Source organism: Maritalea myrionectae DSM 19524 (genome assembly GCF_000423365.1).
Taxonomy (GTDB): Bacteria; Pseudomonadota; Alphaproteobacteria; order Rhizobiales; family Devosiaceae; genus Maritalea; species Maritalea myrionectae.
Genome location: NZ_AUHV01000004.1, coordinates 214,689 through 229,121 on the forward strand (window position 1 = coordinate 214,689; position 14,433 = coordinate 229,121).

Sequence of the window (14,433 nt, forward strand, 5' to 3'; positions counted from 1 at the left end):
TGCATGTGTATTGTCTGTTTCAAGAAGGTGAACACAGCTTGCGGTTGAAAAGCCCGGAAAGACAGGGGTTTGCGCAGTTTTATTTCATTAACCCTGAGTGCAACGATTAGGAGATGTTAATTCAAAAGCAAACTGATCAAGGCAAACTGGCCCTACATCAAATCCTGATTTGAGGCGAGCGTGAACAAACGATATCCAAGTAGAATCGTATTTTCAATCGGCGGTATCTTTGCCGCCTTTGTGTTGCTGGTGATTGCTTTTGTTATCTCAAGTTTATTTGTGCTGAATGTTTCAGGCAACGCAGCCAATGATTTGAAATTGGCGGCAGAAAAACGCGCAGCCTTGAATATGATTGAGAGCGAAATTAGCGATGTGGCCCAGCGCCAGTCTGAAGTTTCGTGGTGGGACACCACCATTGTTGCACTTAGTGAAGGTTTCGATCGCGTGTTCTTTGCCGATGCGATGTTGGGTTGGTTTCCAATAGAATATGGCATTGATCGCTCGATGTTGGTTTCACCGGACAGCAAGATGTTGCTTCATGCCAAAGGCGAGTTGTTCACCATGCGCGGCGAGGGGGAAGCATTTTTTGCGCAAGTTCAGGACCTTGTGACGCACGCACAAGACAAATATATGGAACGGCGAATTGAAGAGGCTGGCGCGTACCGTATTGAAGGTGACCCAGTTCGCGATGACCCGGTTCTTTATGCCCATGATATTCGCAAAATTGATGGTGAGATCGGCATTGTGATTGCCCAAGCGATTATCCCGGATGGCGTGATGGTGTTATTGGACGAGACACCGCATGTTCTGGTTACTTTCCGTCCGTTCACTGCGCAACGGATCGCCGAATATGGGCGCGAGATTGAACTGAAAGAATTTCGCGTGTCATTGACACCACCCGCATCGGAGATGCATCTGGTGACGATAAATTCTGGCTATGCGAATAAGAATGTTTTTATCAGCTGGAATTCCGTGCCGCCGTCCAATGGCATTTGGGCCCGATCCATGCCCGCGCTTGGGGCCATGCTGTTTGTGATCACGTTGGTGATGCTCGGCGTGACAATCGCTTATGCCCGCCAGGTCTATCGCACCCGAAAAGCAGAGGCACGGAACCGTTATCTGGCAGAGCATGATGGCTTAACCCAACTGCCAAACCGAAATCGCTTTGATAAAGCATTGCAAACCAAAATTGGTGAAGATCATTTGGGGACCTGTGCCGTGCTGTGCATCGATTTGGATCGATTTAAGCCCGTGAATGATACCTATGGGCACCATGCGGGTGATGAAGTGTTGCGGACTGTGGCGCGTCGCATTGAGGAAGTTATTGGCGATCGTGGCATTGTGGCCCGTCTTGGGGGTGATGAGTTTATCGCGCTGCTTGATGATGCTGCAGACAAGGATGGCATCATGATGCTTTGCGACAGCGTGATTGAGCGGATCAGCGACAAAATCTGTTTTGAGGATTTAGAGCTTTATGTGGGCGCCAGTGTTGGTGTGGCCTGGTGGCCTGATGATGCGCAAACCGCTGATATGGTTATTCGCAGTGCCGACCAGGCGCTCTATCGGGCCAAGGAACTCGGCAGAGGACGGTCCATGCGCGCCGATCTTATGAATAAGGATGCGGCCGATGATCTGGTCAAAATCTCATAATGCCCACGGTAGCATCATAAAATCGACCAAAGCGCCAGTTTGCTTGCCTTCGCAAAAGGGTGCCTGAACGATAAATCCATCACATTGTGACAATGAGGAGAGGTGGGCGCTGTCCATCTCAAGAATTGGATCAACTGCTAAGCCGCTCTTTTGTGTGGTCAGTCGTGCCCGGCGATAGAATTGTCGGGGGCCGTTTTTCGGCAATTGGTCAGCCAGCGGCAATTGCACGATCTTTGGGTCGGCAGCTTGTCCTGATAAAGCTGCGATTGCGGGACGCACAAAAACGGTTGCTGTAACCAAAGCTGAGACAGGATTGCCTGGCAGACCAAAAATTAGGGTTTTCCCTAAACGGCCGAACATAAGCGGCTTGCCGGGGCGCACAGCGATACGCCAGAAATCGATCTCGGCACCGATGGCCTGCAAGGCAGCCAACATATAGTCTTTATCGCCAACACTGGCGCCGCCCGTGGTGACCAAAATATCTGGTTCATCCTTTAATGCGGCTTGCAGTTTGGCTTCCAGTTTTGCCTGTTCATCGATCGCAACGCCAAAATCCTGGACGGTGGCGCCTGCCAACTCGAACAAAGGTGTGAGGCCAAAACCGTTGGACGCATAAATCTGCCCTTGTTCAAGCGGTTGGCCGGGCTGCACCAATTCGTCACCCGTTGCGAGAATGTGCAGTTTTGGCTTTCGGGTGACATTGATTTGGCCGTGGCCCGCGGCTGCAATGAGCGAAATATCAAATGGATTGAGGCATTTTCCTGCCTGAGCAATGGTTTGATCTTTGGCAAAGTCATTGCCTTTCAAACGCACATTTTGGCCATCTGTCACATCATCTTGCAATGTGATCTGATCACCCTCAATGGTGACCTTTTCCTGCATGATCACACTGTCCGCCCCTTGCGGCAGTTCGCCGCCCGTATAGATGCGGGCGCATTCGCCCTTGGCCAAGGGGCGATCAAACGGTGTACCCGCTGCGGCCACGCCGATGTTTTTCAAAACGGTGCCTTTGGTGCCATCACTTGCCTTGAGTGCATAGCCATCCATGGCAGAACCATTAAAGGGTGGTTGGCTGGTTAGCGCCACAATTGGTTCGGCAAGCGTACGGTTGGACGCCTGCGTCAACTCAATCATTTCGTCCGAGATTGGTTTGGCGTGCGCCAGAATTTCACTTAGGGCTTCATCAACTGGTTTGAGTTGCGCCATTTTAATCCCTTTTGAAATCGCCGGATTTGCCGCCGCTTTTTTCCATCAATTGTGTCGGCCCGATCACCATGCTCTTATCCAGCGCTTTGGCCATATCATAAAGGGTGAGGGCTGTGACGCTGGCGGCGGTGAGGGCTTCCATCTCGACCCCTGTTTTGCCTTCCACGGACACGGTGGCTGAAATATCAAACCGCGGTGCATCGTCGGCAGGTGTAATTTCCACCTCAACTTTGTTGAGCATGAGCGGATGGCAAAGCGGAATCAGGTCCGATGTTTTCTTTGCTGCCATAATGCCTGCCAAGCGCGCTGTGCCTAAGGCATCACCTTTTTTAAGGTCGCCCTTTTTGACAGCATCGACCGCCGCCTGTGACATGGTGATGGATGATTGAGCCGTTGCGCGGCGCAATGTTGGCGCTTTGCCGCTCACGTCGACCATGTTGGCCTCGCCTTGCTCATTGAGATGGGTAAGGCGATCCTTAGCCATTAGTCCCCTCCGAACAAAAGCGCGCGGGTGGCGGCTTCCACATCGTCATGACGCATCAGGCTTTCACCGACCAAAAATGTGCTGACATCCGCTTTTTCACTCAGCATTTGCACATCATCGTGGGTGAAAATGCCGCTCTCGCTGACCAGCAGGCATTCGTCCGGCACATTTTTCGCCAACTCAATGGTAGTGTTCAATGTGGTTTCAAAGGTTCGCAAATTGCGGTTATTGATGCCGATGAATTTGGATGGCAGCTTGAGCGCGCGGTCCAGTTCTTCCGCATCATGCACTTCGATTAGGGCATCCATGCCCCAATCAAGGGCTGCCTCGGTGAGACGCAAGGCGTCATCGTCGGTGAGTGCGGCCATGATGATCAAAATGCAATCTGCCCCCCACGCGCGCGCTTCGGCAATCTGGTAGGGCTCAAACATGAAGTCTTTACGCAGCACAGGCAGGTCAACCGCGGCACGGGCTTCGATCATAAAGTCCGGTGAGCCTTGAAAAGAGGGCGTGTCCGTTAAGATCGACAAGCACGCTGCGCCGCCAGCCTTGTAGGCTTTGGCGTGGGCTGGCGGGTTGAAATCTTCCCGGATCAAGCCTTTAGATGGGCTGGCTTTCTTGATCTCGGCGATCAAGCCGATTTTGCCTGCCTGTTTTTTGGCCTTGAGCGCTGATAAAAAACCGCGCGGTGCCGATTGATCCTTGGCAATGGCTTCAAGTTCGGCCATAGATTTCAGGTTTTGGGCGGCAGCAACTTCTTCGCGCTTATATAGTTCGATTTTTTTGAGAATATCTACGCTCACGATTGCGCCACTCCGTTTGAAACTTCGATCAATTGCGCCAGTTTTTCTTTCACCTTGCCACTATCCACCAATTGTGCCGCCAGTTTGACGCCGTCTTTAAGGTTATCGGCTTGGCCTGTGACAATGAAGGACGCAGCGGCGTTAAACAGCGCCACATCGCGATAGGCTGACTTTTCACCGTCAAATAGTTTGCGCATCGCGGCAGCATTTTCCTCAGGTGTGCCGCCGAGCAATTCGTCAAGCTTGGCGATGGGAAGCCCGCCATCTTCCGGGTTCACTTCAAATTCGCGCACCTCACCATCCTTGATTTCGGCAACATATGAATGCCCTGTGGTGGTGAGTTCGTCCAGGCCATCGCTGCCGTGCACGACCCAGGCGGAGGTGGCGCCATTTTTCAGCAATGCATCTGCAACCGGACGCACCCATTGCCGATCATAAACGCCGAGCAAATATTGTTTTACCCCGGCAGGGTTTGATTGTGGCCCGAGAATATTGAAAAGCGTTCTCACGCCCATTTCCTGCCGTGACGGGCCAACAAAGCGCATGGCTGCGTGGTGATTGGGGGCAAACATGAAGCCAATGCCCGCTTTTTTGATGCACTGACCAATCTGGTCGGCCTTGAGGTCAAGCTCTACACCGAGCATTTGCAGCGCTTCTGAGCTGCCAGAACGCGAGGAGAGGGCCTTGTTGCCGTGCTTTGCCACAGGTGTGCCGCTGGCGGCAACAATGATGCTGGCTGCGGTTGAAATATTGTAAGTGCCGACGCCATCGCCGCCTGTCCCCACAATGTCGATGGCATTATCGGGGGCCTCAACGCGCGTCATTTTCTCGCGCAGGATTGAGACGGCGCCAGCGATTTCTTCCACCGTTTCGCCTTTAACGCGCAGGCCCATCAAGAAAGCGCCAATTTGCGAAGGGGTGGCTTCACCGGACATGATCACATTCATGGCGGCGCGCATTTCGTCCATGGTCAAATCTTGAGCGTCAGCAAGTTTATTCAAAATGGTCTTAATATTCATTTTTGCATCCTCGCTGATTATGATTTTTTCGGACTATTGTTGAACTCGGCAGCAAGCTCCAAGAAATTGGCGATCATTTGTGTGCCGCTTTCCGAAGCAATGCTCTCCGGGTGGAACTGTACCGAATGGATCGGCAGCGTTTTGTGCGCCACAGCCATAATCATGCCGTCGTCAGATTTGGCGGTGACATCGAGATTATCGCCAATGGTATCCGGGTCAAGTGTGAGCGAATGGTAGCGCGTGGATACGATGCCATCGCTGTTCAAGCCTTTGAAGATGCCTTCGCCATTGTGGCGCACCTTGCTGGTCTTGCCGTGCATCAATCTTGATGCCCGCACGACCTTCGCGCCAAAGTTTTGGCCAATTGATTGGTGGCCGAGGCAAACACCGAAGATTGGGATTTCACCACCGAACCGTGCCACCACATCGAGGCAGATACCGGCCTCATCTGGCGTTTTGGGGCCCGGCGACAGGATAATCGCCTTTGGCATTTTTTCGGCAATTTCTTCGAGGGTGATCTTGTCGTTGCGGTGGACCTCAATATCGGGGTCGATTGAGCCGATCAGGTGCACCAGATTGTAGGTGAAGCTGTCGTAATTATCGATGACGAGAATGTTGCTCATTGGCCAATCTCCGCTTCATCGGCGTAGCGCAGGGCTTCATGTGCCGCGCTGACCAACGCACGCGCCTTGTTTTCGCACTCTAGTTGCTCGAGTTTCGGATCGCTATCCGCCACAATGCCTGCGCCTGCCTGCACATGGATTTTGCCATCTTTGATAACCGCAGTGCGCAAGACGATACAGGTATCCATCCAACCATCGGCACTAAAGTAACCCACACACCCGGCATAGATACCGCGGCGGTGTTTTTCCAACTCGTCGATGATTTCCATGGCACGAACCTTTGGTGCGCCGGAAACTGTGCCCGCCGGAAAGCCGCCAGCAAGTGCATCGATATTGTCGAGGCCCTTTTTGAGCTTGCCTTCCACATTGGAGACGATGTGCATGACGTGGGAATAATATTCGAGAAAGAATTGGTCAGTGACCTCGACTGAGCCGATTTCAGCAACGCGGCCAACATCGTTGCGGCCCAAATCCAACAGCATCAAATGTTCTGCCAACTCTTTTGGATCGCTGAGCAACTCGTCGGCCAATTCCCGATCCCGCTCTGGTGTGGCACCCCGCTTGCGGGTGCCGGCAATTGGACGGATCGAGACTTTTTCATCTTGTACCCGCACCAAGATTTCAGGACTGGATCCAGCGATGGCAAAGCCCTCAAAATCCAAAAAGTACATATAGGGTGACGGATTGGTGCGGCGCAGGGCGCGATAGAAGGCAACCGGGGGCAGCGTAAAATCTGCGGTGAAGCGCTGCGACAGGACCACCTGAAAAACATCACCGGCGACAATGTAGTCTTTGGCCTTGGCGACCATGTCTTTGAATTCGTCTGGCGAGGTGTTGGATTGGAAATCGAGCGCCGTTGCCATGTCCTCTGGTGCGCCGCGCTGCACACGCTGGTTGAGGCGTTGTGTGGCGTCGTCCAACCGATCGTTGGCGGCTTCAAAAGCCATTTGTGCGGTCACATCATTCTGGGGGCGCACGGGCGTGGCGAAATAGAGCTCATCTTTGATCGTATCAAACACTGCCAGAAGCGAGGGGCGCATCAGCAACGCGTCAGGCGCGCCAATCGTGTCTTCGTTGGTGTCGGGAATGTCTTCCATTTCCCGCACCATGTCATAGCCCAGATAACCAAAAATACCCGCTGACATTGGCGGCAGATCAATGGGTAGCTCCAGGGCGGATTCTGCCAAAATTTCGCGCAATGCATCCAGCGGTGCACCGTTCATTTCATCAAATGCGTCTGGTGCAAATTTGGGATTGCGGTTGACGGCGGCTTTGCCGTTCCGAATACGGAACATGAGATCAGGCTCAAGCCCGATCATTGAATATCGACCGCGGGTTGCACCGCCATGGACGGATTCGAGCAAAAAGGTGTTTTTGCGCCCCGCAGCCAACTTTAAATAGGTGCCAATCGGGGTTTCCAAATCCGCCACAATGCGACGCCACATAATCTGACTGCCGCCTTTTTCATAAATTGAAGCGAAGGCGGCATAGTCAGTATTTTGCATTTTATTGCCCTATCTTATTGGTCGAGAGCCAGGATCTGATTAAGGGTGCCTTGGTTGATGCTTACGCCCAAATCATCCCGACGTGCGGTGATGAACTGTTGATAAAGGTCATCGGCAACACTGTCAGACAGTGAAATCAAATTCTGTTGCTCAATTTCGGCTGGTTCTGCAGCCGTGATGTTGGTCACCTGGAACACAATATAGGTGCCATCAGACATGCGTACCGCATCGGCATAGCCTTCACCGCCAGAAAATGCAGCGGACGCTACATTGCCAGTGATGAATGAACCATCGCCCCGACGGGTCAGTGGCAAGGATGGCTGGGCGATTTGGCCCACATTTGACGCCACATCAAAGATTGGCGTGCCATCTTTGACTTCTTGCACAAGGTTGTCGGCTTTTTCGGCGAGCGCTTCGGCACGTTGATCTTCCAGCCAGGCGGTCTCAAGCTCATCACGCACTTCGTCCAACGCCAAATCACGGGCAGGGGTGGTTTCGAGCAAATCGAACCAAGCCATGGCGTTGCCACCAATGGTCACCGCCGGAAGCAATGCATCTTCCTCGGCGTTGTTCACAGCCGTGAGCAAACGTTGTTGGCCGTCGTCTGGCAGATCAGCAACATCTGTAATGCCGACGCCGGACTGGGTGATCTCAACAGTTTGTGTGCTCAACCCCACATCCGCAGCGATTTCGCTGATGGGACGTAGAGTGGCGCGCTGTTCTTCGATCTCATCAATTTTGTCGAGGATTTGATCACGCGCCTTCTTGGCATTGACGCGGGCGACCAGTTCGTCGCGGGCTTCCTCGAATGACAATTGTGTTTCAGGCACAATATTGCGGACCATTACAGCCACTTTGCCACTCTCCGCATCAGCGATGGTGAGGCCCTTATCGCCATCGAACGCAGCAATTGCGATCGCTTCGTCGGCAATCTCATCACGAGTGACTTGCCCCAATGGGGTTGCGGTGATGCCGAAATTGTTTGCGGCCAAGATTTGGTCAAGTGACTGGCCTGCGGCAACGCCTTGAACCAAGGTTTGCGCCTGCGCATCGTCTTTCAAGCGCCAAAGCGTGACATTGCGGGTTTCATCGCTGGTCAGTTGATCGCCTGATGCTTCATATTCCGCGCGTAGCTCTTCGTCGGATGCTTCAAGCGAACGGGCCAGGCTTTCTGGTGTGAGCACCAAAATTTCGATCTGCTTTTGAGCTTCAGCGCGATATTGAGCCTGGTTTTCTTCCAGATAGGCAGCCAACTGCTCTTCAGTTGGCGCTTCGATTGGATCAAGCACATTGTTTGAAAGCGTGAAATAATCAATCGTGCGGGTGTCGTTTTGCACGCGATTGGTGATTTGCAGGATGGTTTTGGGTGCCATCGCGCCGCCCATCAGGCCGCGAATAACTTGGGAACGCTGAACCGATTCTGCTTGGGCAGTGATGTATTCGCTTTCGGTATAGCCATTTTGGCGCAGCATTTGCGTGAATTGCTGACGATCAAAAACGCCCAGAGTGGTGGCGAAGTTTGGATCTTGTGCAATCATTTCTGACACCATTTCGTCAGAAGCGCCGACACCAAAATCAGCCACCATTTGATCAAGCGCTGCGTTGCTGGCCAATTGATTGAGCACAGAACCGGGAATTCCAAACGCCACAGCCTCTTCGGGCGAGGGCTGGCGGCCGGTCTGGCGCGCAATATTGTTCAACTGGGTGCGGTAAGCGCGATCAAACTCAACAGCCGATATAGACTGATTGCCTACACGGGCCACAGAGCTGGAGCCTAGATTTGTGAAGACATTTGCGATACCGAACAAGCCAAAGCTTAAAATAAGAAGGGCCATCAGAATCTTAGCCACCCATGTGTTCGAGTAGCGTTTAAAGGTATCAAGCATAGTCTATCCGTTTGTTGTTTGCAGTTTTGGACCCCTGGTCACCAGCGGCGCATAATAGACAGGGTGTACCAAAAATCGCAAGACGTTGAATGGTTTGTATTTGGGGTTAAACTTAATTTTGGTTCTTGGAAAGGTTGTCATGACAGAAAAAAACAAAAAACTTATCGCCGGCAATTGGAAAATGAATGGGTTGAGGGGCGCTTTGAGTGAAATTGAGCAGATCGCCAAACAGCTCGAGGCCTTTAAAGACAAGGGTACTTTTTTGATTTGTCCACCTGCAACATTGATTACGGGTGCGAAAGCGCTGGCGGGCGATAGCCTGCACATTGGCAGCCAGGACTGCCACAGCGAGCAAAAAGGGGCGTTCACAGGCGATATTAGCGCTGAGATGGTGGCGGACCTTGGTGGCACGTTTGTGATTGTGGGCCATTCAGAACGACGCGAGGGCCACGCTGAAACCAACGCAACAGTTAAAGCCAAGGCAAATGCAGGTCTGGGGCAGGGGCTTAAGCCGATTGTGTGTTGTGGCGAAACGCTGGAGCAACGCGAGGCGGGCGAGGCGATTGGCTTTGTCACACAGCAAATTGCCGAATCGACACCGGATGAATTGAGCAAAGATGGCGAGATCGCCATCGCTTATGAACCAATCTGGGCCATTGGCACAGGCAAAACGGCTTCGACTGAGGACGTAAAGGAAATGCATGTGGCCTTGCGCAAAACGCTGGTGGAGAAATATGGCGAACGCGGCAACAGCATTGAAATTCTTTATGGCGGCTCTGTGAAGCCCGAGAATGCCAACGCGCTGTTGAATACACAGGATGTGGACGGCGCTCTTGTGGGTGGTGCGAGCCTTAAAGCAGAGAGCTTTTTGGGCATCGTCGCCGCGCTCTAAATTCGGACGGGTCAAAAAAACGCCAATTTTGTCTAGCCAATTGGCGCTATAGTGTGTAGAACGCACGCTGATTTTGTATTCAACAGATTACGGTTTTCCAAATGGAAACAGTTTTGATTGTGGCGCACCTATTTATCGTGGTGGCGCTTATTGCAGTAATTTTGATGCAGCGCTCTGAAGGCGGCGGCCTTGGCATGGGCGGCGGTGGAGGCGGCGGAGGCGGCGGCTTCATGTCTGCACGTTCTTCTGCCAACCTTTTGACCCGCACCACAGGCATCTTGGCGGCACTTTTCTTTGCGACCTCGATTGGCCTGACTGTTTTGGGGCAGCTCGACAATCGTGCCGACAGCATTCTGGAACGGGCGACCGACCAAACTGAAGGCGACGTGACTGTGCTTGATGCGCTGAACAATTTGCAAGGTGATACACCAGCGGACGAGAACGAACTCGACCTGCCGGTGCCCACAGCAGAAGAGCCGGCGCCAGACGCGCCAACTGAGACACCTTCTCAGTAAGCTGTTGAAAAATTGGGAATGTTTAGACGGGGGGTTTTGTCCCCCGTCTTTTTTTGGATATGTGCAATTTTACGGCTTCGAATCATAGCCGTTCAGATGTAAGGTTAAAGCCCATGGCACGGTATATATTCATCACTGGTGGCGTGGTTTCCTCTTTGGGTAAAGGGTTGGCTTCGGCTGCACTTGGCGCAGCGCTTCAGGCGCGGGGCTATAAAGTGCGTTTGAAAAAGCTGGACCCCTATCTAAACGTGGACCCGGGCACCATGTCTCCTTATCAGCATGGTGAAGTTTTTGTCACCGATGACGGGGCAGAAACGGATCTCGATCTTGGGCATTATGAACGCTTCACGGGGCGGTCTGCGAACCAGCAGGACAACATAACGACGGGTCGAATTTATCAAAACATTATCGCACGGGAACGTCGCGGCGACTATTTGGGCGCCACGGTGCAGGTTATTCCGCATGTGACCGACGAAATCAAAAATTTCGTCTTGGCCGATAATGAAGATTTCGACTTTGTGTTGTGCGAAATTGGCGGCACGGTTGGCGACATTGAAGCCTTGCCGTTTTTCGAGAGCATTCGCCAGTTGGGCAATGAGCTGCCGCGCGGGCAGGCGGTTTATACGCATTTGACGTTGATGCCGTATATCCCCAGCGCCGGTGAGTTGAAAACCAAGCCGACACAGCACTCAGTGAAAGAACTGCGCTCAATTGGCATTCAGCCTGATATTTTGCTGGTGCGGTGTGACCGTGAAATCCCGGCCAGTGAACGGCGCAAGCTTTCGCTGTTCTGTAACGTGCGGGAAACAGCCGTCATCCAAGCACTTGACGTGAAGAGCATTTATGATGTGCCCATCGCCTATCATGATGAAGGCCTGGATACAGAAATTCTAGCGGCCTTTGGCATTGAGGATGCTCCAGCACCTGACATGTCACGCTGGCGCGAAATTTCAGAACGGTTCCACAATCCTGATGGCGAAGTCACCATTGCGGTTGTCGGCAAATATACCGAATTGCTGGACGCCTATAAATCACTCAACGAAGCCTTGGTGCATGGCGGCATCGCCAACCAGGTCAAAGTGAATGTGCAATGGGTGAATGCGGAGCTATTTGAGCAGGATGACCCGTCGCCCTACCTTGAAGGTGTGCATGGCATTTTGGTGCCCGGTGCGTTTGGTGAGCGTGGTGCAGAAGGCAAGATTGCGGCGGCGAAGTTTGCTCGTCAGCGTGACGTGCCATATTTCGGCATTTGCTTTGGCATGCAGATGGCATGCGTGGAAGCGGCGCGAAACACCGCTGGCATCGGCAATGCGTCATCAACCGAATTTGGCCCTGCCAAAGAGCCTGTTGTGGGCTTGATGACCGAATGGATGAAGGGCAATGCACTTGAAAAGCGTAGCCAAGAAGGCGATTTGGGCGGCACGATGCGTCTTGGCGCCTATGATGCGCAATTGGTGCGTGGGTCGCGTGTTGCAGACATTTATGGCACCACACGGATTTCAGAGCGTCACCGCCATCGCTGGGAAGTGAACATGGAGTATCGCAAGGTGCTCGAATCCAATGGGCTTTTGTTCTCTGGTCTTTCGCCTGATGGCGAGTTGCCTGAGATTGTTGAGCGCACGGACCATCCTTGGTTTATCGGCGTTCAGTTCCACCCGGAATTGAAATCACGTCCGTTTGAACCGCACCCCTTGTTCCGCTCGTTTGTGAACGCGGCGCTTGAGCAAAGCCGGTTGGTTTAATGGCTGAGGTGGTCAATCTTCGACAAGCGCGCAAAAACAAGAAGCGGGCTGAAAAGGAAGAATTGGCCGCCGCCAATCGCCATAAGCATGGGCAAAAAAAGTCAGTCAAAAAGCTGCATGAAGCCCAAGATATGCTGTCGCAGAAAAAGCTGGATCAGCAAAAGTTAGACAAAGACAAATAGGCCGCCTTGTGCGGCCTTTTTTTTAGCGGTTTCTTGGGATTGAAATGGAACTTTCGGTCCGTCATTTCGTTTTATTAAAATCACGCAAGTCCATTGTTCGCACAATAACTTGATTTGGCGGCAATGGTTGCGCGGGATAAAACGCATTTGGCTTGTACACATTTAAACCAAAGGAAATTTCATGAAAACCGCTCAGCATTTTTTGGAAGAAGCAAACAGTGTCGTGCCGCGCATTTCAGCGGAAGAGGCCAAGAACTTTCACGGCAAAAGCAATGCTGTTTTTGTAGATGTTCGCGATTCAGGCGACATTGCAAAATCTGGCACTGTGAAGGATGCCGTGCGTATTCCACGTGGCTTTATCGAATTTGCAGCCGACGAAAACACGCCGCTTTATAACCCTGCACTGAAGCAGGATGCCGATATCTATCTTGTATGTGGCGCAGGCGGCCAAGCTGCACTGGCGGGGAAAACCCTAAAAGATATGGGATTTAACTCCGTGACCAATATTGGTGGTTTTGGCGACTGGAAAGAAGCGGGCGGTCCCGTCGAGATCTAGACCTAGCTCTTCTAGTTCTCCGTTATATAGATTGGGGCGAAACCGCCACCATTTGTGCGGAAGTTGGTGGTCTGCCCAGCGTAAAGCCGTGCGGCAGCGGCGAACGTTTCGCCGCGGTAGGTGTAAAACCGCAAATCAGATTTGAGGGGCGTTAGATCGCTTTCATTTTTGGTCAGGCGCAACGCTGGCTTAAAATTGCGCTGCGCGATATAGGGGGTAGACACTATATACGCCCAGCTTTTCTTGGTGACCTTGTCGCCGCGGAACACCGCTTTGCCAGCGTGACCATCCAAAGGTTTGAAGAAATATTGTTTGCGCTTTGCCCACAATTCATCGGCATTGGCCGCTGTGACAAACTGCGCTTGGATCAAATCGATCAATAGTGATTGTTCGCCTGCCGAACAGTTTAGGCCTTCAAGAAAGTTTGTGTCCGCCAGATAGGCCAAGTTGGCCTTACTGGCGTAAAGGGCATGATGTTTCGGATTGGGGCTAAGCACAATCTGGTCGGCCATATATGCTTGTTTCAGCGCTTGGTGAGTGGGCGTTTCGAGATAAAAATCTGTCGAACGGTTGTACACCAGGTCGATGCGTTCACCGTCTACCAGCAACGATTGTCCATCCCAATGCAGATCAGCCGGATCTGCGATCAACACTTTATAGCCAGCGTCTGCAAGCAGGTTGGCGGTTAGTTGAAACTCTTCATAAAGAAACTGCTCTTTCGGCATTTCATCGATGATGGCAATGGTCTTTAAGGGGCGGTTCTGGCCCGACAAGGTCCATTCGGTTTCGAACATGTTTTGCACAAATCCATCAAACCCTGGCCAATGAAGCGGCGTCTCTTTCCAGCAACAGATGTCTTGCGCCTGCTGCAGCTTATCGACCAGCATCGCGCCACCGGCGTTGGTGTTGATCTCGATGAGGTTCAATTGATCTTCGGCCAAATGAAAGTCATAGCTCATAAACATGCCCGCATTTGTGACCGGGTGTTTGGCAATCTTGGGGGCTTTTTCGAGGATTTTGGCCTGAAAAGCCGGTTTATCGATTTGGGCCTGCACCACTGAAATGGCGTGTTCCGCACGCTCCAATTGTGCGCGGGACAGGAACAATGGGGTTGGGGCAAAGAAGTTTTGGGCGAATTCAGGCAGCTTTGCTGGCGCCAGCGATTGGCATGGGCAATGCTGGTTTAGCCAATTGGCGGTTTGCCGCTGATTGCAGTTTGAATTGTCCGTCATAAGTGCTCACCATCCTTTTATCGTAAAATAACGATGAAATAAAAAATTGCAACAGAACGGCGCGATAAATGTTCAAATATATCGGTTTCGCGTGCCGACTTTCACGAAGTGGACTTTGCAACCATTAATTTTGCAGTT

General features: G+C 52.2%; 14 protein-coding genes. 6 read left to right on the forward strand and 8 right to left on the reverse strand.

Going from position 1 to position 14,433, the window contains the following annotated elements; genetic code table 11:
• Nucleotides 1-180 precede the first annotated feature (180 nt).
• The gene (locus G549_RS21445; RefSeq protein WP_027835291.1) at nucleotides 181-1,650 is read left to right on the forward strand and encodes a GGDEF domain-containing protein; all 1,470 of its coding nucleotides are present in this window, start codon (nucleotides 181-183) and stop codon (nucleotides 1,648-1,650) included.
• Here G549_RS21445 and G549_RS0112370 read toward each other — a convergent pair.
• Genes G549_RS0112370 through G549_RS0112400 form a run of 7 tightly spaced genes read right to left on the reverse strand, consistent with a single transcriptional unit; the run spans nucleotide 1,645 to nucleotide 9,176 of the window.
• The gene (locus tag G549_RS0112370) at nucleotides 1,645-2,856 is read right to left on the reverse strand and encodes a molybdopterin molybdotransferase MoeA (RefSeq protein WP_027835292.1); all 1,212 of its coding nucleotides are present in this window, start codon (nucleotides 2,854-2,856) and stop codon (nucleotides 1,645-1,647) included. The two genes, G549_RS21445 and G549_RS0112370, sit on opposite strands and share 6 nt — an antisense overlap.
• Nucleotide 2,857: 1 nt before the next feature.
• Nucleotides 2,858-3,340: a cyclic pyranopterin monophosphate synthase MoaC gene (gene moaC / locus G549_RS0112375; RefSeq protein WP_027835293.1), complete on the reverse strand. Its 483-nt coding sequence runs from the start codon at nucleotides 3,338-3,340 to the stop codon at nucleotides 2,858-2,860.
• The gene (trpC, locus tag G549_RS0112380; RefSeq protein WP_036222575.1) at nucleotides 3,340-4,143 is read right to left on the reverse strand and encodes an indole-3-glycerol phosphate synthase TrpC; all 804 of its coding nucleotides are present in this window, start codon (nucleotides 4,141-4,143) and stop codon (nucleotides 3,340-3,342) included. The genes moaC and trpC overlap by 1 nt, the downstream gene beginning before the upstream one ends.
• A complete protein-coding gene (gene trpD / locus G549_RS0112385; protein WP_027835295.1) occupies nucleotides 4,140-5,162 on the reverse strand; it encodes an anthranilate phosphoribosyltransferase in 1,023 nt (340 codons plus the stop codon). Before trpD ends, trpC begins: the two co-directional genes overlap by 4 nt.
• A gap of 17 nt (nucleotides 5,163-5,179) precedes the next feature.
• Nucleotides 5,180-5,785 carry an anthranilate synthase component II gene (locus tag G549_RS0112390; RefSeq protein WP_027835296.1) on the reverse strand — a complete coding sequence of 202 codons (606 nt, stop codon included), beginning with the start codon at nucleotides 5,783-5,785 and terminating at the stop codon, nucleotides 5,180-5,182.
• Nucleotides 5,782-7,290: an anthranilate synthase component I gene (gene trpE, locus G549_RS0112395; RefSeq protein ID WP_027835297.1), complete on the reverse strand. Its 1,509-nt coding sequence runs from the start codon at nucleotides 7,288-7,290 to the stop codon at nucleotides 5,782-5,784. The genes G549_RS0112390 and trpE overlap by 4 nt, the downstream gene beginning before the upstream one ends.
• Nucleotides 7,291-7,304: 14 nt before the next feature.
• Nucleotides 7,305-9,176, reverse strand: coding sequence for a peptidylprolyl isomerase (locus G549_RS0112400; protein ID WP_036222579.1), 1,872 nt, complete (start codon nucleotides 9,174-9,176; stop codon nucleotides 7,305-7,307).
• A 139-nt stretch (nucleotides 9,177-9,315) separates the two neighbouring features.
• Between G549_RS0112400 and tpiA the strand changes: the two genes are divergently transcribed.
• The 5 genes from tpiA (at nucleotide 9,316) to G549_RS0112430 (ending at nucleotide 13,063) form a co-directional block, all read left to right on the forward strand.
• Nucleotides 9,316-10,068: a triose-phosphate isomerase gene (tpiA, locus tag G549_RS0112405; RefSeq protein ID WP_027835299.1), complete on the forward strand. Its 753-nt coding sequence runs from the start codon at nucleotides 9,316-9,318 to the stop codon at nucleotides 10,066-10,068.
• Between the two features lie 101 nt (nucleotides 10,069-10,169).
• Nucleotides 10,170-10,583, forward strand: a complete 414-nt coding sequence (gene secG / locus G549_RS21705; RefSeq protein WP_084634161.1) for a preprotein translocase subunit SecG — start codon at nucleotides 10,170-10,172, stop codon at nucleotides 10,581-10,583.
• Between the two features lie 113 nt (nucleotides 10,584-10,696).
• On the forward strand, nucleotides 10,697-12,325 hold the full coding sequence (pyrG, locus tag G549_RS0112415) for a CTP synthase (RefSeq protein ID WP_027835300.1): 1,629 nt from the start codon (nucleotides 10,697-10,699) through the stop codon (nucleotides 12,323-12,325).
• The gene (locus G549_RS0112420) at nucleotides 12,325-12,507 is read left to right on the forward strand and encodes a DUF4169 family protein (RefSeq protein WP_027835301.1); all 183 of its coding nucleotides are present in this window, start codon (nucleotides 12,325-12,327) and stop codon (nucleotides 12,505-12,507) included. The genes pyrG and G549_RS0112420 overlap by 1 nt, the downstream gene beginning before the upstream one ends.
• A 181-nt stretch (nucleotides 12,508-12,688) precedes the next feature.
• Nucleotides 12,689-13,063, forward strand: coding sequence for a rhodanese-like domain-containing protein (locus G549_RS0112430; RefSeq protein ID WP_027835302.1), 375 nt, complete (start codon nucleotides 12,689-12,691; stop codon nucleotides 13,061-13,063).
• Between the two features lie 11 nt (nucleotides 13,064-13,074).
• Here G549_RS0112430 and G549_RS20185 read toward each other — a convergent pair whose 3' ends face one another.
• Nucleotides 13,075-14,295 carry a response regulator gene (locus G549_RS20185; protein WP_051213750.1) on the reverse strand — a complete coding sequence of 407 codons (1,221 nt, stop codon included), beginning with the start codon at nucleotides 14,293-14,295 and terminating at the stop codon, nucleotides 13,075-13,077.
• Nucleotides 14,296-14,433 lie beyond the last annotated feature (138 nt).

What these genes read in the sequence shown, in the direction of transcription:
- G549_RS0112370 (WP_027835292.1), bottom strand. Translation starts at nt 2,856, where the DNA reads ATGGCGCAACTCAAACCAGTTGATGAAGCCCTAAGTGAAATTCTGGCG.
- moaC (WP_027835293.1), bottom strand. Translation starts at nt 3,340, where the DNA reads ATGGCTAAGGATCGCCTTACCCATCTCAATGAGCAAGGCGAGGCCAAC.
- trpD (WP_027835295.1), bottom strand. Translation starts at nt 5,162, where the DNA reads ATGAATATTAAGACCATTTTGAATAAACTTGCTGACGCTCAAGATTTG.
- G549_RS0112390 (WP_027835296.1), bottom strand. Translation starts at nt 5,785, where the DNA reads ATGAGCAACATTCTCGTCATCGATAATTACGACAGCTTCACCTACAAT.
- trpE (WP_027835297.1), bottom strand. Translation starts at nt 7,290, where the DNA reads ATGCAAAATACTGACTATGCCGCCTTCGCTTCAATTTATGAAAAAGGC.
- G549_RS0112400 (WP_036222579.1), bottom strand. Translation starts at nt 9,176, where the DNA reads ATGCTTGATACCTTTAAACGCTACTCGAACACATGGGTGGCTAAGATT.
- tpiA (WP_027835299.1), top strand. Translation starts at nt 9,316, where the DNA reads ATGACAGAAAAAAACAAAAAACTTATCGCCGGCAATTGGAAAATGAAT.
- secG (WP_084634161.1), top strand. Translation starts at nt 10,170, where the DNA reads ATGGAAACAGTTTTGATTGTGGCGCACCTATTTATCGTGGTGGCGCTT.
- pyrG (WP_027835300.1), top strand. Translation starts at nt 10,697, where the DNA reads ATGGCACGGTATATATTCATCACTGGTGGCGTGGTTTCCTCTTTGGGT.
- G549_RS0112420 (WP_027835301.1), top strand. Translation starts at nt 12,325, where the DNA reads ATGGCTGAGGTGGTCAATCTTCGACAAGCGCGCAAAAACAAGAAGCGG.
- G549_RS0112430 (WP_027835302.1), top strand. Translation starts at nt 12,689, where the DNA reads ATGAAAACCGCTCAGCATTTTTTGGAAGAAGCAAACAGTGTCGTGCCG.
- G549_RS20185 (WP_051213750.1), bottom strand. Translation starts at nt 14,295, where the DNA reads ATGACGGACAATTCAAACTGCAATCAGCGGCAAACCGCCAATTGGCTA.